This is a genomic window from Massilia sp. SYSU DXS3249 (assembly GCF_053668055.1).
On the sequence record NZ_JBSIPX010000014.1, the window covers coordinates 65,695 to 83,192 of the forward strand.

A 17,498-nucleotide genomic window follows, 5' to 3' on the forward strand; every position below is an offset into this window, starting at 1 on the left:
GATTGCGATGTCTCGTGCGTACTGGCCGTTTCTCGTGGCGGGCCTGCTGGCCGGCGCCGTCCAGGCAGCGCCCTACCCGAACGTGTACGGCGCGCCGCCGGAGGTGTTACGCGGCAGCGACTGGTACCGGCAATGTCTGCGCGTGGCCGGACTCAAGCCCCCGCGCGAGCACCAGCCTGCGCGCGCCGGCAAGACCGAAGGCTGCGACGCCGGCGCCCTGTATTACGACGCGCTCAACCAGCCCGATGCGAGCAAGGCGGAATGGGAAAAGGTGCATGCCTGCGCCGTGCGCACCAGGGCGAACGGGGTGCTGATGATGCTGTATGCGAACGGCGCCGCCATGACGCCGAACTTCGACCTGGCCCTCAAGTACGCCTGCAGCATCCAGAGCCCGGTCAACGAAATGAAGGCGCGGGTGCAGCACGTGCGGCGCCGTGCCGGCGGCGAGGACCGCGCCCCGCTCGACGTCTGCGACGACGTCGCCAGTGCCGACATGCGCGGCCAGTGCGCGGCCGTGCGCGAGCGCCAGCGCGACAAATCGCGCGCGGCCCAGCTGGCCACCATCGCACGCGGCTGGAGCGAGAAGGAACAGCTGGGGCTGGAGATGGCGCTGAAGGCCGCCCAGTATTTCGCCCAGCACCGGGTCGACTACGAAACCGACGCCGGCAGCGGCGCCACCCGCTCGCTGCAGCTCGACACGCAAGCCGCCGAACTCGACGCCTTCAGCGCGGACGTCCTCGACGCCGAAACGGGCAAGGCCCCGCGCTACTCGGAGGCCGAGTTCGCCGCGCTGGAAGACAAGATGAACGAGACCTATCGCCGCTTCATGCTGACCCGTCCCGCCAGCACCTCCTACCTCGGCACGATCCGCAAGACCGGGGTCGAGAAGACCCAGCGCGCCTGGCTCGCCTACCGCGACGCGATGGAACTGTTCGGCTCGATCCGCCACCCGCAGGTGCCCGGCTCCGGCTGGCGCGCCCTGCTGACCGCGCGCCGCTTGAAACAGCTGACGGAACTGGACAATGCTGCAGCGGGGCGTTGAGCAGCCTGATTGGCTGATCGGGATGCAGTTGAACGCGTGAGCGGCGCCGATGCCGCGGGATCACTACCGTTCGGGTAGAGCCGCCCACCCTACGTCCCTTCGATAAGCGCTCATGGACATATCGCGGAGGGACGTAGGGTGGGCAAGTTTCTTGCCCACGCGTTCAACCAACCAATGCGCAGCCACGCACATCACGCCCCCGCCCGGAACAACCCCTGCGCATCGGGCCCCACGTCTTCGGTGCTGAGCACCACCAGCCGGTGGCTGGCCCGCGTCATCGCCATATACAGCTTGCGGGCGTCCGCCTCGCGCGCGCCGTCGCCGACGGCCAGCAGGCTTTCCATCCCGAGCAGGAACACGACGCCGCCCTCGAGCCCGGTCGCGGTCTCCAAATTGGCCAGCCGCAGGTAGTCCGGGCCGTAGCCGCCGGGCGGCTGCTTCTTGTCCTTGTTCAGCCACCAGACGCGGCCGGCGCCGAGCGCGCGGCATAGTCTCCGGTACAGCAGCTGCTTCGGGGTGTCGCTGCCATAGATCACGAGGAAGGCCGACAGCGGCAGGCGGTGCTCCCCGCTGAGCGCCACGATTTCGTTGACGGCGCGGTCGACCGCGTCCTGGGGCGAGGCGACGCGCAGCAGGATCGGCGCGGCGCCCTCTTCCATACCGGTGAAATCCGGCTCCAGGTAATCCTCGGGATCGGCCTGCACGGTGCGCGCCAGCAGGGCGCCGGCCGTGTGCAGGATGGCCTGCGTGGTGCGGTAGGAGCGCAGCAGCTTCTTGGTGCGCCCGGCCACGTCCAGCCCCGCATTGCGCCAGCTCAGGCGGCTCTTCATGAAACCCTGGTTCGGGTCGGCGCACAGGAACAGGCGCCCTCCCGGGCGCAGCGCCAGCTTGACCGTATGGAACCAGGACGGCGCGAAGAACTGCGCCTCGTCGACCAGGATGTGTTCGTAACGCTCGAGCGCCGCATGGCCGGGCGCGCGGCAGACGTCCGCCGCCACCGCGCTCCACATGCGCAGGCCCTGGCCCGCGAGCGCGTCGGTCACCTCCATGAACAGCGCCCACACCTCGGCGCGTTCCTTCGCGCGCAGGGCGAAGCCGCGTCCGGCCCGGCTGGTGTCCATGTATTCCGCTTCGCTCGCCACCAGCATCTCGTTGAGGAAGTCGAATTCCTCGACCAGTTGCGCGTCCGGCAGTTTCAGCTCCGGCCAGCGCGGGCGCAGGCTGCGCACCAGGCCCGCCAGGTAGTCGGGGTCGCCCGGCATCTGCAGGGGCATGCGGTACAGCTTGCGCCATTGCCGGTGCACCCAGGCCGAATAGGTCGTGATCTCGAGGTTGGCCGGCAGGGCGCCGCGGGTCCGGTGCAGGCGCTCGCGGATGTCGGCCACGATCGGCGTGTTATGGATCAGGACCAGCACCCGTTCCCGGGGATGCATCTCGGCCAGCAGCAGCGCCCGGCTGAGGGCGATCAGGGTCTTGCCGCTGCCGGCCACGCCGTTCACCAGGCGCACGTTCAGGTCGAGCGCGGCCTGCGCCTGCTCGTCGGGGAGTTCGAGGTCGAGCTTGGCCGCCCATTCCTGCTGCGCGTCGAGGAACAGGCCGCCGAGGCTGGCGCCATTGCTGCGCCGGAAGCGCCTGCGCGCCACCGGCGCCAGCGGCAGCAGCGACTCCGGGAAGAAGCGTGCGCGCAGCTCCTCCTCGTCGCCCGTTGCCAGCGGCCGCTGCAGTGCAGCCAGTCCCGGCGCGCCGCGCTCGAGATAGCGCTCGCGCGACAGCAGGCGCACCTCGGGCGCCTCCTGCAGTTGCGCCGCCAGCAGCGCCGTTTCGTCCTCGCTGCACGCCCACAGCAGCACCAGCAGGGGCAATGCAGCGGGCAGCGCCGTGCGCCAGCCGCGCAGTTGGGCGTCGAATGCGCCGCGCGCGTCGCTGGCGAACAGCTGGCGCGCATCGAGCGCGTCGAAGGGCGTGTCGACGACGGCCAGCGCCAGCCAGCCGCGTTCGGCGTGCTCGATGAACAGGTCGGGCGCGTCCTGCTCGTCGCGCAGGGGCTTGCGCACCACGGTCGCCTCGTCGAGGGCGTTCAGGACCCGCTTGAGCTGCAGCTGGCGCCCGCTCGCGCGCGTCCATTCCGGAATGAACAGGGCCATCGTCAGAACGCGATGCGGCGCGCCGCGGCCAGCAGGCTGCGGTACAGCGCCAGGTGCTGCGCCATGCGCGGGTCGGTCGACGTGAAGTCGGGCGGCAGCTCCGGCCCGACGATCACCAGCTTCGTCATCGCCCGCGTCACCGACACGTTCAGCCGCTCCGGCTGGAAAAAGAATTCGGCGACCGCCGCCAGGAAGCGCAGGTCGCCGGCGGCCAGCGACAGGATCACGAGCTCGCGCTCCTGGCCCTGCATGCGCTCGACGGTATCGGCCACGACCCGGCGCGCCGTGTTCCAGCCGAATCGTTCGACCAGGGCATTGCGCAACGCCCGCCCATGGGCACGGAAGGGCGTGACGATGCCGATCTCGCGCGGCGCCAGCCCACCCTCGAAGGCGGCGCCGCACAGGCTCGCGACGAGCTGCGCATCGTCGGGATTGCGGCTGCGCGCGCTTTCGTCCAGGGTCGGGATGAAGACCAGGCTGGCCGGGTCGCGCAGCACGGCGTCGAACGGATCGCCGTCTTCACGCGGCGCCAACGCCAGCTTGCGTTCGCGGTTCGGCCCTGCCGGACGCAGGCGGCCGTCATAAAAGGCCTGGCTCGGCCATGCGGCCAGCTCGCGGTTCAGGCGGTAGGTCTCGGTCAGCATCACGCTGTCGACGTTGTGCGCGGTCAGCTTGGCGAAAATCGAACCGGGGATGTCTTCCAGGATGGAGCGTGCCAGCAGCACCGGCGGCAGCTGCTTCTGGTCGCCGATGAAAACGAAACGCGCGCCGCGCCGCATCGCCATCAGCGCCAGCGGCAAGGTCACCTGGCTCGCCTCGTCGAACACGACGGTGTCGAATTTGCAGTTCTCCAGCCGATAGGTGCAGGTGGCAAACGGCGTGGCGCCCACCACATAGCCGGCTTCATGCGGGCGGCCGTGCCATTCGGCGAAGCTGTCGGCCACGGTCACCGCCGGCTCCAGCCCGGTTGCCTGCGTGTGGCGGCCGACTTTCGCCACTTTTATACCCTGGGCGGCGATCCGGTTCAGGGCGTTGTTGACCGCCATGTGCGTGTGCGAGGTCACCAGCACCCGCTCGCCGCGCCCGGCCAGCAGGCGCACGGCCAGCGCCAGCACCCGCGTCTTGCCGGTGCCCGGCGGTCCCTGGATGCAGGCGACCTGCTCGGCAGCAAAAATCTTGCCGACCGCCTCGGCCTGCGCCGGGTTCAGGCCTTCGGCCAGGGCAATGCCTTCCGCCTCCTCGAAATCGCGCGGATCGAAGTCATTGCTGATGCGCCCGTCCAGCAAGGGCATCAGCATGCGGTGGGCGCGCGAGGGCGGCATCGTCTCCCCGATATCGTCCAGCACCGCGTCGTAGTATTTGGACAGGTCGAAGTCGTCCGGGTCGGCATAGAAGGGGGTCGTGCCGATGGCCTTGATGACGGCGGCCGCATGGCGCAGGCGCAGCAGCCAGCGGCCCTCTTCTTCCAGCTCGAACGCCGCTTCGCGCGCCAGCATCGCGTTCAGGGGCGAGCCGCCGTGCAGGCAGACCAGGTCGCCCTCGCGAAAGCGCGACTCGCCGCCGTCCGGGTAGGCCCAGGCCGTGCCGGATTCCGGCCCGGGTTCGATGCGCAGGAAGCCCTGCGCCAGGCCCTTGGCCAGGCGGTCCGGCAGCGGCTGGCGCCAGACCTCGAGCAGCTTGTCCTGGGCCGCGGTGCGCTCGTTGTGGACGAACGCACGCAGTCCATCGAGCAGGCGCGCATGGCGCCGTGCACGCTGGCTTCCTTCGGTCATGTCCTGGCTGCGCGTTGTCACAGCAAGGCTTATAAGGCGGCGGGTGCGCTGCCGTCAAGCACGGCCGGCCGGCGCCAGCCGGACTGTTGCCGGCACGCTTGGGCGCACGCTTTCGCGGGCCGGGTTAGGATAGCGGTTTCGCAATGGAAGGACTGAGCACATGAGCGCCAACCTGTTCGACATTCCGCTGCGCCGCCTCGAGGGCCAGGAGGCCACGCTGGGCGACTACCGCGGCAAGGTCATGCTGATCGTCAACGTCGCATCGCAATGCGGCCTCACGCCGCAATATGCGGGCCTCGAAAAACTGTTCGAGAAATACGAAGAGCGCGGCCTGGTCGTGCTGGGCTTTCCCTGCAACGATTTCGGCGCCCAGGAACCGGGCGACGAGGCCGAGATCGCGGACTTCTGCCAGCGCAACTACGGCGTGCGCTTCCCGATGTTCCAGAAGCTCGAGGTCAACCGCGAGGCGCGCCACCCGCTCTACCACGAGCTCATCGCCGCCCAGCCGCAGGCGCGCCAGCTCGATGGCAGCACCTTCGCCGACAAGCTGGCCCAGCATGGCCTGAGCCCGAAGAACCCGGGCGACGTCATGTGGAATTTCGAGAAATTCCTCGTCGGGCGCGACGGCAAGGTCGTCGCCCGCTTCGCCCCCGACGTCAAGCCGGACGATCCGGCGCTGGTGGCGGCGATCGAAGCGGCGCTGGCCTGATCCGCCCCTGCCGCGTCCACAGGACAGCGGCTTACGCACTCCCGCGCCGTATCCCGCCGGCGGCCTGGCTCGGCTAATGCGTTGCCGTCTTCGCCACAAAAACGGTAAAGTAGCGCAGGTTCGAGTCTGTTCGCCAGGGAGGCGCACGTGAGCCACAGTATTGATGCGGTAGATCCACAAAGATTGTCAGCCGCCACGGGTCTTGCTGCCCTGGCGACGATCCGCTGTTGTGGGCCGGGGGGACGCAATGCGTCCTCCTGACCTGCCCCCGGGCGGATACCGGCCACCGCTGCTGGCCGGGTGACGCCCATGCTGACCCTGATCGTCCTCCTCCCCTTCCTCGGCGCGCTCATCGCCGCCTGCATGCCGACCGGCAGCCGCAACCGCCCGGCGGCCGTTGCCGGCGTCGTCACCTTGACGGCCCTGGTCCTGTCGATCGGCGCCTTCTCCCCCATCAGCGACGGCGAAATCCTGCGCCAGCGCTACACATGGCTGCCCGACTTCGGCCTCGACCTCGTGCTGCGCATGGACGGGCTGGCCTGGGTATTCGCCCTGATGGTGCTCGGCATCGGCCTGCTGGTGCTGCTCTACGCGCGCTACTACATGTCGAAACGCGACCCGGTGGCGCGCTTTTTCGCCTACATGCTCGCCTTCATGGGCTCGATGCTGGGCGTGGTCCTGTCGGGCAACCTGATCCAGCTGGTCGTGTTCTGGGAGCTGACCAGCGTCACCTCCTTCCTCCTGATCGGCTACTGGCAGCACCGCAACGACGCCCGCCGCGGCGCGCGCATGGCCTTTACCGTGACGACCATCGGCGGGCTGTGCCTGCTGGCGGGCGTGCTGATCCTCGGCCACATCGCCGGCAGCTACGACCTCGACGCCGTGCTGGCCGCCGGCGACCGGGTCCGCGCCCACGACTGGTACACCCCGGCGCTGGTGCTGGTCGCGCTCGGCGCGCTGACCAAGAGCGCGCAATTCCCTTTCCACTTCTGGCTGCCGCACGCGATGGCCGCGCCGACCCCGGTTTCGGCCTACCTGCACTCGGCCACCATGGTCAAGGCCGGCATCTTCCTCCTGATCCGCCTGTGGCCCATCCTGTCCGGCACTGAGGAATGGACCTGGATCCTCGGCAGTGCCGGTGTCTGCACGCTCCTGATCGGCTCCTTCTTCGCCATCTTCCAGAACGACATGAAAGGCCTGCTGGCCTATTCCACCATCAGCCACCTGGGCCTGATCGTCGTCCTGCTCTCCATCGGCTCGCCCTTGTCCGTGGTGGCGGCGATCTTCCACACGATGAACCATGCGGTGTTCAAGGCTTCGCTGTTCATGGCGGTCGGCATCATCGACCACGAGACCGGCACCCGCGACATGCTCGTGCTCGACGGGCTGCGGCGCGCCATGCCCTATACCGCGGCGCTGGCCATCGTCGCCAGCGCCGCGATGGCGGGCGTGCCGCTGCTGAACGGCTTCCTGTCGAAGGAGATGTTCTTCGCCGAGACGATGCAGGTGGGCGGCACCGAGAACTGGTCGATGTCCTATGCCGCCGTCGCCATGGGCGTGTTCAGCGTGGCCTATTCGCTGCGCTTCATCAGCGTCTTCTTCGGCCCATTGCCGAAGAACCTGCCGCAGGAACCGCACGAGCCGCCGCGCTGGATGCGCTTCCCGGTCGAATGCCTGGTGGTGCTGTGCGTCCTGGTCGGCATCATGCCTGATCTCGTCGTCGGCGAAGTGCTGGCGGTGGCGGCGGTGGCGGTGCTGGGCGCGCCCCTGCCGGAATACGACCTTGCCATCTGGCACGGCTTCAATTTGCCCCTCCTGATGAGCGTGGCGGCGCTGCTGGGCGGCTTCCTGTTCTACGTGCTGCTGCGCCGCTATGCGGATCTTGCCGACCGCGACCGGGTGCCGGTGCTGTACCGCCTGAACGGCGCGCAAGCCTACGAAAACACCTTGCTGGCGCTGTCGCAGGCGGCGGCCTGGCTGCTCCGCCGCACCGGCACCCGCCGCCTGCAGCCGCAATTGCTGATGCTGATGGTGGCGTTGGTCGCGGTGCCGCTGCTGGTGGTGCGGCCCCTGCCCGCGCTGCCGCCGCTGCACCTGTCCGCACTCGACCCGCTGTTCGCCCTGCTGTGGCTGATCGGGGCGGCCTGCGCACTGGGCGCGGCCTGGCAGGCCAAATACCACCGCCTGGTCGCCCTGATCCTGGTCGGCGGCACCGGCGCCGTCACCAGCCTGACTTTCCTGTGGATGTCGGCGCCCGACCTGGCGCTGACCCAGTTGATGGTCGAGACCGTGACCACGGTGCTGATCCTGCTCGGCCTGCGCTGGCTGCCGCCGCGCTTCGCCCCCAAGGGCCTGGCAGCGCACGTGCCGCGCAGCACCTGGCTGCGCCGCGCGCGCGACGGCACGGTCGCCGTGGCCGGCGGCCTCGGCCTGGCCGCCGCCACCTATGCCCTGCTGTCGAGCAAGCCGCCGTCCACCATCAGCGATTTTTATCTCTTGCGCGCCCTTACCGAGGGCGGCGGCGCCAACGTCGTCAACGTGCTGCTGGTCGACTTCCGCGGCTTCGACACGATGGGAGAAATCACGGTATTGGCCATCGTCGCGCTGACCGTCTACGCGCTGCTGCGCCGTTTCCGCCCGGCGCCGGAAAGCATCGCCATCCCCGTGCAGCAGGCCAGCGACGTCGACCAGGCGGCCATGCAGTCGCCGGCGCAGCAGGCGAGCAGCGGCTATCTGGCGATCCCGGCCGTCTACCTGCGCTTCCTGCTGCCCTTCATGGGCATCATCGCCTTCTACTTCTTCATGCGCGGGCACAACCTGCCGGGCGGCGGTTTCGTCGCCGGCCTGATCTTCGCCACCGCGCTCATCGTCCAGTACATGGTCGGCGGCACCGAATGGGTCGAATCGAACCTGCGCCTGCGCCCGCACCGCTGGATCGCCTGGGGCCTGGTCACCGCCTGCGGCACGGGCCTCGGCGCCTGGCTGTTCGGCTACCCCTTCCTCACCAGCCACACGGCCCACCTCGACCTGCCCGTGCTGGGAGAAATCCACGTGCCGAGCGCCTTCGTGTTCGACCTGGGCGTGTTCCTGGTCGTGGTCGGCACCACCATGCTGATCCTCGTCGCGCTCGCCCACCAGTCGCTGCGCAGCCACCGCGCCCCGCCCGGCGCCACCCGAAGCACCATCCCACCGGCCAAGGAGATCGCCTGATGGAAGCAGTACTCTCGCTCGCCATCGGCATCGTCTTCGGCGCCGGCATCTGGCTGCTGCTGCGCCCGCGCAGCTTCCAGGTGCTGACCGGCCTGATGCTGATGTCGTACGCGGTCAACCTGTTCATCTTCATCATGGGCCGGGTCTGGCTCGACCAGCCGCCCTTCACGCCCGCCGGCGCCGTGATCGATCCGGCCGTCCTCGCCGATCCGCTGCCCCAGGCGCTGGTGTTGACCGCCATCGTGATCGGCTTCGCCACCACGGCCCTCTACCTGGTGGTGATGATCGGCGCGCGCGGCGTCACCGGCACCGACCACGTCGACGGCGAGGAGCCGGAAGTATGACGGTCCAACACCTCGTCATCCTCCCCATCCTGCTGCCGCTGCTGTGCGGCGCCGTGCTGGTGCCGCTGACCCAGGGCCGGCACCGCTTCAAGTTCGGGCTCGGCTACGCTTCGGTGCTCGGCCAGCTGATCACGGCCTGCCTGCTGATGGCGCAGGCCGACGGCGGCGCCTGGGCGGGCGGCATCGGCGTCTACCTGGCGGCCAACTGGGCGGCGCCGTTCGGCATCGCCCTCGTCGCCGACCGCCTGTCGGCGCTCATGCTGCTGCTCACGGGCGCGCTGGCGCTGGCCTCGCTGCACTACGCGATGCAGCGCTGGAGCCGCATCGGCGTGCATTTTCATTCGCTGTTCCAGTTCCTGCTGATGGGCATCAACGGCGCCTTCCTGACGCACGACCTGTTCAACCTGTTCGTCTTCTTCGAGGTGATGCTGGCGGCCTCCTACGGCCTGGTCCTGCACGGCTACAACGCCGAGCGCCTGCGCGCGAGCATGCAGTACATCGCGGTCAACCTGGCGGCGGCCCTGATGTTCCTGCTCGGCACGGCCCTGATCTACGCCACCACCGGCACCCTGAACATGGCCGATCTCGCCGTGCGCATCGGCGCCATCGCGCCTGCCGACATCGGTTTGCTGAAACTGGGGGTGGCGGTGCTGACGCTGGCCTTCCTGGTCAAGGCCGCGATGTGGCCGCTCGGCTTCTGGCTGCCGACCACCTATGCCGCCGCCTCTCCCCCGGTGGCGGCGATGCTGGTCCTGATGACCAAGGTCGGCGCCTACGTCATCCTGCGCCTGTGGCTGCTGCTGTTCGGGGACGAGGCGGGCGCCGCCGCCGGTTTCGGCTACGACGCCCTGGTCTGGGGCGGCATGGCCACCATCGTGTTCGGCGCGGCCGGCATGCTCTCGTCCGACAGCGCCGGGCGCATGGCGGGCTACAGCGCCGTGGTCTCCTCCGGCACCCTGCTGGCGGTGATCGGCTACGGCCAGCCTTCGCTGGTGACGGCCGGCCTCTACTACCTGGTCGGCTCGACGCTGGCGGTGTCCGCTTTCCTGCTCCTGATCGAGCTGATCGACCGCATCCGCACCCCGGGCGCGGCGATGCTGGCGCTGACGATGGAAGCCTGGGCCGTCGAAGACGCCCCCGAAGAGCCGCGCGGCAAGGGCGTGCCGGCGGCGATGGCCTTCCTGTCGCTCGCGTTCGCCGCCTGCGCCCTGATGATCGCCGGCCTGCCGCCGCTGTCGGGCTTTGTCGCCAAGTTCGGCATGTTCCATGCGCTGCTCAATCCGGAGGCAGGTAGCGGCAGCATCGGCCCGACCGGCTGGACCCTGATGGCCTTGATCATCGTTTCGGGGCTGATTGCCGTCATCTCCATGCTGCGCTATGGCGTGCGCACCTTCTGGGCGGCGGAGATCGTCGCGCCGCCGCGCCTGCAGCTGTCGGAAGTGGCGCCGGTCAGCGCGCTGCTGCTGCTGTCGGTGGCGATGACGGTTCAGGCGCGCCCGCTGTTCGACTATCTCGGCCGCGCCAGCGCCGACCTGCACGAACCAGGCAAGTACGCGCGCCGGGTATTGGGCGAGCCGCCGGTCCCCGGCCCCGCCAGCGGCAAGGAGGCGCCATGAAGCGCTGGCTCCCTTACCCGGTGGTGTCGGCGGCGCTGTGCGCGCTGTGGCTGCTGCTGAACCAGACGTTCGACGCCGCCGGCATCCTGCTCGGCGCCGCGCTCGGCATTGCGATCCCCTTGCTGGTGCGGCGCCTGCAGCCGCTCGGCTACCCACATCTGCGCGCGCCCCTCACCCTGCTGCGCCTGCTGGGCATGGCCTCGGTCGAGATCGTCCGCTCCTGCTTCAACGTCAGCCGCATCATCCTGTTTACCCATCACGCCGACGTCAATTCCCAGTTCATCCGCATCCCCTTGACCATCCGCGATCCCTACGGCCTGGCCATGCTGTCCTGCCTGATCAACATGACGCCGGGCACGGTCTGGGTCGAGATCCTGCCCGAACGCTATGAACTGTCGCTGCACGTGTTCGACCTGCACGACGCCGGATGGTGGATCGACACGATCAAAACGCGTTACGAACAACCCCTGAGGGAAATTTTTGAACCAGATTTTTGAAACGGAGAGCGCCCGTGGCGACCTTGCTTGAACTCTCGATAGCCTATGCCCTCGTGTGCGTGCTGGTGGCCATGCTGCTGTGCGCGCTGCGCCTGTTGATCGGTCCGTCCGCGCACGACCGCGTGCTCGCGCTCGACACCCTGTGGATGGCCGGCATGCTGCTGGCGCTGGTGCTGGGCATCCGCTTCGGCACGCAGGTGTATTTCGAGGTGGCGGTGCTGATCGCGCTGGTCGGCTTCGTCTCGACGGTCGCCATGGCCAAGTTCCTGATGCGCGGGGAGATCATCGAATGAGCGGCATCGCCATCCTGCCCGCCTGGGCCGCGCTGCCGGTCGCGCTGCTGCTGATCCTGGGCGCGACCATCGTCCTGATCGGCGCGCTCGGCCTGTTGCGCCTGCCCAGCTTCTACCAGCGCATCCACGGCCCGGCGATCACGATCACGCTCGGCGCCGGCTGCATCCTGATCGCCTCGATGCTGTACTTCACGGTGGCGCAATCGCGCCTGGTGATCCACGAGGTGATCATCACCGTCTTCCTCCTGATGACGGCGCCCGTGGTGTCGATGCTGATCATGCGCGCGGCCGTCTACCGCGACCTGCGCGCGCGCAAGCACGCGGCCGGCGTGACCGCGGGCGGCGTGTACAGCATCGTGGAGGAAGAAACTCCCGGCAGTCCCGCGCCGGGCAAGCGCTAGCGGGATTTTTCCGGCGCCGGCGTGGTCTCAACGGCACCTACAATCTCAAGGAGAACGATCATGGCCTATGTCGATGGTTTCGTCATCCCGGTTCCCAAAGCCAAGCTGGACGCGTATTGGGACATGTCCAACAAATGCGCCGCCATCTGGCGCGAGTTCGGTGCGCTCGAGTACCGCGAATGCATCGGCGACGACGTCAAACCCGGCAAGCTCACGTCCTTCCCCCAGAGCGTGCAGCTGGAAGAAGGCGAAGTCGTCGTCTTCGCCTGGATCGTCTATCCCTCGCGCGCCAAGCGCGACGAGGTCAACGACAAGGTCATGCACGACCCGCGCATGGCCGAATTCATGAAACCCGAGAACATGCCGTTCGACGGCAAGCGCATGATCTGGGGCGGCTTCGAGATGGTGGTGGACCGCTGACGGCAGGCCTGGCGCTGCGCTGGGTTACGCAAGCGCCTTCAGCGCCTCGCCCTCCTCCCTGGCATGCACCAATGCCAGGAATTCCTCGCGGCCGCGCTGTCCACGCAGGTCGACCGCGATACGCCCCTTGTCGAGCATGATGATGCGGTCGGCCGACAGAATGGTCTCGCGGCGGTGCGCGACGATAATCCTGGTCATCGCCAGGTCCTTGATGGCGGCATTGACCTGCTGTTCACGCGCCACGTCGAGGTGGCTCGTGGCCTCGTCGAGCAACAGCAGGCTCGGCTCGCGATACAGCGCACGGGCGATCAGGACCCGCTGCTTTTGCCCGCCAGACAGGACAGTGCCCATGTCGCCGATCAAGGTATGGAAGCCCATCGGCATTGCTTCCACGTCCTCCAGCACGCCCGCCTGGCGCGCGCATTCGCGAAGGCGCGCATTCGACGGCGCGTCCGCGAAAAAGCTGATGTTATCCGCAATCGAACCGGCAAACAGCTGGTCATCCTGCAGCACCACGCCGATCAGGGAGCGGTACTGTGCCAGCCCCGCTCCGTTCAGGGGGCGCCCGCCAACCAGGATCTCGCCCGCGGTCGGTTCGAGCAGGCTCGCCATGATCCGCAGCAGCGTCGTCTTGCCGCAGCCCGACGGGCCGACGATGGCGACCGACTCGCCCGGCGCGATCGACAGGTCGATGCCGTCGATCACCCAGGGGTCGCTGGTGCCATACCGGAACCGCAGTCCGCGCAGCTCGATCGACAGCGGCGCGCGCGGGTTGCCGTCATCCGGGGGCGCCACCCCGCCATCCTCGGGCGCCGTCAACGCGATATCGGCCAGGCGCTCGGCGTGCAGGCGCAGCATCCACAGGTCCAGTGCTTTATCGATCAGGCCGCTGATACGGCTGAGGAACTGGTCCTTGTAGCTGATGAACGCGAGCAGCATCCCGACCGAAAAGGTATTGTCCAGCACGCGTTTTGCACCGAGCCAGATCACCAGCACGGCGATGACGCCGATCAGTGTCGAATTCACGGTGCGAAACAGCAGACCGAGCTTCTGGGTCGTCACCTGGCGGTTCACGGTCTGTACCAGCAGGCCCAGCCAGTGTGCCTGGCGCGCCGCCTGCGCATTGAACAACTTGATCGTCTTCATGCCGCGCAGCGTCTCCAGCAAATGGCTGTCGCGCCGGGCGCCCCAGACTATGGCCTCGGCCGACGCGTTGCGCAGGCTGGCATACGACGCCGCACGCAGCAGGGCATACAGGAGCGCCCCGGACAACACCAGCATCGCCAGTCCCGGCGCATAGACGAACATGACCGCCAGCGTAATCAGCGACATCAGGCCGTCGAGGATGATCTCGACCAGGTGGGTAGTCAGCGCCTGCAGGATCGTCTCCTGCGAGCCGAAACGCGACAGCACGTCGCCCAGGTGGCGGCTCTCGAAGTAACGCGTCGGCAGCCGCACCATGTGGCTGAACAGGCTGGCCCGGCCCGATACCTTGAGCGTGCTCGAAATGGCAATCAGGGTGGCTCCACGCATGGCCGTGATGGCGACGCGCAGCAGCAGGATGAACAGGAAGCCCAGCGCCAGCGTCAGGAGGAGGTCGCGGTCGGCGCTGACCAGCGCCTCATCGACCACCCATTGCAGGAAGAATGGGCTGACGACGGCCAGCAGCTCGATGGCCAGCGCCATGCATGCCAGCACGCCGAGCGAGCGCCGGATACCGACGAGCTTGCCGACAAGCGCACGCAGTCGCACGCGCGGCGCGGGTTCGGCCGCCACGAAACCGGGAGCCGGGCCCAGCTCCAGCGCCACGCCGGTAAAGTGGCGCTGAACTTCCGCATGCGGCAGGCGGCGGACGCCGGAAGCAGGGTCGTGGATCACGACCCCGGCTGCCGTCACGCGCTTGAGCACGACGAAATGGTTCAGGTCCCAATGCAGGATGCAGGGAGTGGCCAGCAGCGGCAGCTCGTCCGGTTCGAGCCGCAGGGGACGCGCCGTCATGCCCAGGTGGTCGGCGATCGCGATCATGTCCTTGAGCGAGGCGCCGCGCTGCGACAGGCCGTAGCGGCGCCGCAATTGCGCCAGGTCGTAGCCGTCCCCGTAGAAGGAAGCGATCATCGCCAGGCAGGCCAGGCCGCACTCGGCCGCTTCGGTCTGCAGGATGGAGGGCAGGCGCCCGCCGTACGCCGTGTTGTCGTTCCAGCTCATCATTGGTTCCATCTCCCGGTCAGCGTGTACAGCGGATCAAGGATCCACTCGACCAGCCGGCGCCGTTCGAGCAGCACGTCGGCATCGAGCTGCATGCCCGGCTGTAGCGGCGCCGCCTTGCCATAGGCCATGACATGCTGGCGTTCGAGCCTGACCGTGACCCGGTACATCGCTTCGGCCGAGGTCCCCGGTGCGCTGGCGGCGAACATCGACGGCAATTCGGATGGCTCCATCGCGCTGCGCGAGACGCTGGCGATCACTCCCCGTGCGTGGCCGAATTTTTGATAGGGGTAGGCGCGGTAGCGCAGCAGGACAGGCTGTCCTGCATGCACGAAACCCACGGCCTGGCTCGGCGCGTAGAGGTGCGCCTCGAGCACCGCCCCGCGCGGCACGATGCTCAGCAGCGGCGTGGCCGGCCCGACCGCCGTTCCGGTATATGCATGGATGGCGGTGACGGTTCCCCCCTGTGGCGCCGGCACCACCAGCGAACGGCGCGCTTCCACCTCGCCCAGTTCGCGGCTGTTGACGGCGAGGGTACGGGCGATGACCGCTTCCTGGGTTGCCATCTTCGAGGGCAGCTGGTCGAGCTCTCCCTTGACCGTGGCGCGCTCCCTTTCGAGCGACAGCACGCCGCGCTGGAGCGTCCGCAGCTTGGCCGCCTGGTCGAGCGCGCTTTCGGCGGCCACCCGCACCTGCTGCTCCGAGATATAACCGCTCCCCTGCAGGCCGCCCATGCGCTGTTGCCATTGCTGTGCCAACGCCAGGCGTTTTTGCTGGACTTCGATTTCCTGGCGCAGGCTGTCGGCTTCGCGCCCGAGCGTGTCGTAACGGGTCATCAGGGCGGCGCGCTGCTGGGCGACCATTTCCTGGGCGCGCAGCCGTTCCACCTCCAGGGTCGCGCGTTGTGCTTCCAGCGCGCGCACGGTGCCGGCCTGGGTACCTCCCAGCGCCAGGCTGTGTTCTTCGGCAGACAACTGCGCCAGCGCTTGCCCCTGTTTTACCTGCGCACCCTCGCGCACCAGCAACGCGCTCACCACGGCGGCGCGCGGTGCGAACACACGCACCATTCCCTGCTGCGGCACCAGCCAGCCGGACACATGGGCCTTGCGGGTATAGCTCGCCGCGAACAGCAGCAGCAGGATGGCGACCACGGTCAGCGAGGCCAGGCCGGCGAACCACCAGTTCATCGCGCGCGGCTTGACCAGGATGCTGCCCATCCATTCGGATTGCTGGTTGCGCAGCACCTCGGGCCGGAACAGCGGCACCCCGACGGCGGCGCCGTGCCCGCGCCCGGCATCGCCGTTGCGCGTGAGTTCGCCGCCGCCGTCGTTCATGTCAGCGCCCTGCCAGGAAGTCGTCAGCCACGTGGTCGTCGGCCATGTAATCGCGGACCTCGAACGATACCTCGATCACGCGCGATACTTTGCGGGTCGGCAGGATCTTGCGAATCTTGGGGTCGAGGAAATCCTTCAGCAGCGGCGGGCGCGGCGCATTGAAGAAGTACCCCGGGCTGCTGGCGACGATCGGTTTCGCCACCAGGTCGAGCTCGTCGCGCGACGTAACAGTCTGGACCACGCAGGGAACATGGGTGACGCCCAGTTCCATGAGCGCGCAGGCGCGGTGGTAGCCGTTGTGCAGCAACAGGCGGCCGCTGTCGTCGTCGCACACGGCATTGAGGAAGTTCGAGCTGTAGCCGACGACCAGGCCGAGCGCCGCCGCGACCGAACCGAAGGAGGCGTAGTCGCCCAATTGCTGCGATTTGAGCAGCACGGGTTCGTGAAAGCGGAAATCGGTCGAATCGGAACGGAATTCATAGCGCTTGGAGCCAAGCTCGCGCACCTGCACCGGCGCGTGGCTGTCCTGCGCGGGCAGGCAAAACCGGAACAGCGCAACCGGGTCGGGATCCGGCCCCAGGCGTTCCTTGAGCCGGTCGACGAAGCTGCGGGTGACATGGTTCTGGCATACCACCAGGTGGGCCAGCTCCACCATGACCAGCCTGGCAGGCAAATGGTCGAACGTGCGCTTGAACCGGTCGCTGGCGAGGATGTCGTCGGCCAGGGGAGCCAGTACCGGATCGAGCGGCTTGCAGTCGAGATGGTCGGCAATACCGGCCTCGCGCTCGGCAAGTTCCTCGTACCACAGGGCGGCGGCGCTCCATTCCTGCACCAGCGGAGTACGGTTACTGATCTTCGGACCGTATCCGATGTCCTCGATGAAATCGAGGTATTTGCGCAATGGCGCCTGTCCCAGCAGCCACATCTCCTGTTCCGGTCCCGCTGCCTGCGCCAGCGTATCGTCCAGCTCGCTATCTCTTTTCATGTTCGTCCCCTGGTTCTGAATGGCCCGGGAGCGTCACCGTACTCCCGGGCCCGAAGGACAGGGGTTGGAATCGGCTTCGAACCCGCGGGTATGATTCCCGCAGTGTTACCTGTTCCCAACCGCACCATCCACAATAGCGACAGCCTGCTGTTCAGCCAGCGACATCAGCGGCAATAGCTGTGGCTTTTGCTGTGGCTGTAGCTCTTGCTTTTGCTCTTGCTTTTGCTCTTGCTGTGGCTGTTGCTCCTGGATTTGTCATAGTGTTTGGGTTTGTTACCGCCATACACATGCTCGAGCTCGTTGGTGTCCAAGTTACGCATGATCCCTCTCCTCGGTTTGAAGCCAGGCATCACTGCCTGACAAGGCCTCGCCGACTTGTCACGGTGACATCATCTAGAAAGCGAAAACAAGGCGTTCCATCAACGAGGCGCGCTCTCGTTCCTGGTTGCATCTTGTTGGGAATTCTCGCCAAAGCTCCCGGCCCTGTTCAAAATCCTAGCTAACTGGCAGTCACCATTTTGTTAAA

General features: G+C 67.7%; 14 protein-coding genes. 9 read left to right on the plus strand and 5 right to left on the minus strand.

Annotated features, from left to right (window positions below; translation table 11 throughout):
* Positions 1–7: 7 nt before the first annotated feature.
* Positions 8–1,042 (plus strand): lysozyme inhibitor LprI family protein, encoded by a 1,035-nt coding sequence (locus ACWCIA_RS16440; protein ID WP_454164974.1) that lies wholly within the window; start codon positions 8–10, stop codon positions 1,040–1,042.
* Positions 1,043–1,233: 191 nt separating this feature from the next.
* Here the strand turns inward: ACWCIA_RS16440 and ACWCIA_RS16445 are convergent, their stop codons facing one another.
* Both ACWCIA_RS16445 and ACWCIA_RS16450 read right to left on the minus strand, forming a co-directional pair.
* Positions 1,234–3,186 (minus strand): hypothetical protein, encoded by a 1,953-nt coding sequence (locus ACWCIA_RS16445; RefSeq protein ID WP_454164976.1) that lies wholly within the window; start codon positions 3,184–3,186, stop codon positions 1,234–1,236.
* Between the two features lie 2 nt (positions 3,187–3,188).
* On the minus strand, positions 3,189–4,958 hold the full coding sequence (locus ACWCIA_RS16450; RefSeq protein ID WP_454164978.1) for a DEAD/DEAH box helicase: 1,770 nt from the start codon (positions 4,956–4,958) through the stop codon (positions 3,189–3,191).
* Positions 4,959–5,118: 160 nt separating this feature from the next.
* Here ACWCIA_RS16450 and ACWCIA_RS16455 point away from each other — a divergent pair, with 160 nt between their 5' ends.
* The 8 genes from ACWCIA_RS16455 (at position 5,119) to ACWCIA_RS16490 (ending at position 12,448) form a co-directional block, all read left to right on the plus strand.
* Positions 5,119–5,667, plus strand: a complete 549-nt coding sequence (locus tag ACWCIA_RS16455; protein ID WP_454164980.1) for a glutathione peroxidase — start codon at positions 5,119–5,121, stop codon at positions 5,665–5,667.
* Positions 5,668–5,976: 309 nt separating this feature from the next.
* Positions 5,977–8,877: a monovalent cation/H+ antiporter subunit A gene (locus ACWCIA_RS16460; RefSeq protein ID WP_454164982.1), complete on the plus strand. Its 2,901-nt coding sequence runs from the start codon at positions 5,977–5,979 to the stop codon at positions 8,875–8,877.
* Entirely contained in the window at positions 8,877–9,221 is a 345-nt protein-coding gene (locus ACWCIA_RS16465) for a Na+/H+ antiporter subunit C (protein WP_454164984.1), read from the plus strand. The genes ACWCIA_RS16460 and ACWCIA_RS16465 overlap by 1 nt, the downstream gene beginning before the upstream one ends.
* Positions 9,218–10,837: a monovalent cation/H+ antiporter subunit D gene (locus ACWCIA_RS16470; protein WP_454164986.1), complete on the plus strand. Its 1,620-nt coding sequence runs from the start codon at positions 9,218–9,220 to the stop codon at positions 10,835–10,837. The genes ACWCIA_RS16465 and ACWCIA_RS16470 overlap by 4 nt, the downstream gene beginning before the upstream one ends.
* Positions 10,834–11,334, plus strand: a complete 501-nt coding sequence (locus ACWCIA_RS16475) for a Na+/H+ antiporter subunit E (RefSeq protein WP_454164988.1) — start codon at positions 10,834–10,836, stop codon at positions 11,332–11,334. The genes ACWCIA_RS16470 and ACWCIA_RS16475 overlap by 4 nt, the downstream gene beginning before the upstream one ends.
* 71 nt (positions 11,335–11,405) lie before the next feature.
* Positions 11,406–11,627 (plus strand): K+/H+ antiporter subunit F, encoded by a 222-nt coding sequence (locus tag ACWCIA_RS16480; protein ID WP_454165088.1) that lies wholly within the window; start codon positions 11,406–11,408, stop codon positions 11,625–11,627.
* Complete coding sequence (gene mnhG, locus ACWCIA_RS16485; protein ID WP_454164989.1) at positions 11,624–12,028, plus strand: monovalent cation/H(+) antiporter subunit G; 405 nt, start codon at positions 11,624–11,626, stop codon at positions 12,026–12,028. The genes ACWCIA_RS16480 and mnhG overlap by 4 nt, the downstream gene beginning before the upstream one ends.
* A 60-nt stretch (positions 12,029–12,088) precedes the next feature.
* Entirely contained in the window at positions 12,089–12,448 is a 360-nt protein-coding gene (locus tag ACWCIA_RS16490; protein WP_454164991.1) for a DUF1428 domain-containing protein, read from the plus strand.
* 24 nt (positions 12,449–12,472) lie between these two features.
* On the opposite strand, the gene ACWCIA_RS16495 is transcribed toward ACWCIA_RS16490, so the two are convergent.
* From ACWCIA_RS16495 to ACWCIA_RS16505, 3 genes are read right to left on the minus strand one after another with little or no spacing between them, the layout of a single operon-like run.
* Positions 12,473–14,653, minus strand: a complete 2,181-nt coding sequence (locus tag ACWCIA_RS16495) for a peptidase domain-containing ABC transporter (RefSeq protein ID WP_454164993.1) — start codon at positions 14,651–14,653, stop codon at positions 12,473–12,475.
* The gene (locus ACWCIA_RS16500; RefSeq protein WP_454164995.1) at positions 14,653–15,987 is read right to left on the minus strand and encodes an HlyD family efflux transporter periplasmic adaptor subunit; all 1,335 of its coding nucleotides are present in this window, start codon (positions 15,985–15,987) and stop codon (positions 14,653–14,655) included. Before ACWCIA_RS16500 ends, ACWCIA_RS16495 begins: the two co-directional genes overlap by 1 nt.
* Position 15,988: 1 nt before the next feature.
* The gene (locus tag ACWCIA_RS16505) at positions 15,989–16,972 is read right to left on the minus strand and encodes a hypothetical protein (RefSeq protein ID WP_454164996.1); all 984 of its coding nucleotides are present in this window, start codon (positions 16,970–16,972) and stop codon (positions 15,989–15,991) included.
* Positions 16,973–17,498 lie beyond the last annotated feature (526 nt).

Excerpts from the sequence above, each read along its gene's own strand:
- ACWCIA_RS16470 (WP_454164986.1), top strand. The coding sequence starts at position 9,218 with ATGACGGTCCAACACCTCGTCATCCTCCCCATCCTGCTGCCGCTGCTG.
- ACWCIA_RS16465 (WP_454164984.1), top strand. The coding sequence starts at position 8,877 with ATGGAAGCAGTACTCTCGCTCGCCATCGGCATCGTCTTCGGCGCCGGC.
- ACWCIA_RS16460 (WP_454164982.1), top strand. The coding sequence starts at position 5,977 with ATGCTGACCCTGATCGTCCTCCTCCCCTTCCTCGGCGCGCTCATCGCC.
- ACWCIA_RS16475 (WP_454164988.1), top strand. The coding sequence starts at position 10,834 with ATGAAGCGCTGGCTCCCTTACCCGGTGGTGTCGGCGGCGCTGTGCGCG.
- ACWCIA_RS16490 (WP_454164991.1), top strand. The coding sequence starts at position 12,089 with ATGGCCTATGTCGATGGTTTCGTCATCCCGGTTCCCAAAGCCAAGCTG.
- ACWCIA_RS16500 (WP_454164995.1), bottom strand. The coding sequence starts at position 15,987 with ATGAACGACGGCGGCGGCGAACTCACGCGCAACGGCGATGCCGGGCGC.
- ACWCIA_RS16445 (WP_454164976.1), bottom strand. The coding sequence starts at position 3,186 with ATGGCCCTGTTCATTCCGGAATGGACGCGCGCGAGCGGGCGCCAGCTG.
- ACWCIA_RS16450 (WP_454164978.1), bottom strand. The coding sequence starts at position 4,958 with ATGACCGAAGGAAGCCAGCGTGCACGGCGCCATGCGCGCCTGCTCGAT.
- ACWCIA_RS16440 (WP_454164974.1), top strand. The coding sequence starts at position 8 with ATGTCTCGTGCGTACTGGCCGTTTCTCGTGGCGGGCCTGCTGGCCGGC.
- ACWCIA_RS16480 (WP_454165088.1), top strand. The coding sequence starts at position 11,406 with ATGCTGCTGTGCGCGCTGCGCCTGTTGATCGGTCCGTCCGCGCACGAC.
- mnhG (WP_454164989.1), top strand. The coding sequence starts at position 11,624 with ATGAGCGGCATCGCCATCCTGCCCGCCTGGGCCGCGCTGCCGGTCGCG.
- ACWCIA_RS16495 (WP_454164993.1), bottom strand. The coding sequence starts at position 14,653 with ATGAGCTGGAACGACAACACGGCGTACGGCGGGCGCCTGCCCTCCATC.
- ACWCIA_RS16505 (WP_454164996.1), bottom strand. The coding sequence starts at position 16,972 with ATGAAAAGAGATAGCGAGCTGGACGATACGCTGGCGCAGGCAGCGGGA.
- ACWCIA_RS16455 (WP_454164980.1), top strand. The coding sequence starts at position 5,119 with ATGAGCGCCAACCTGTTCGACATTCCGCTGCGCCGCCTCGAGGGCCAG.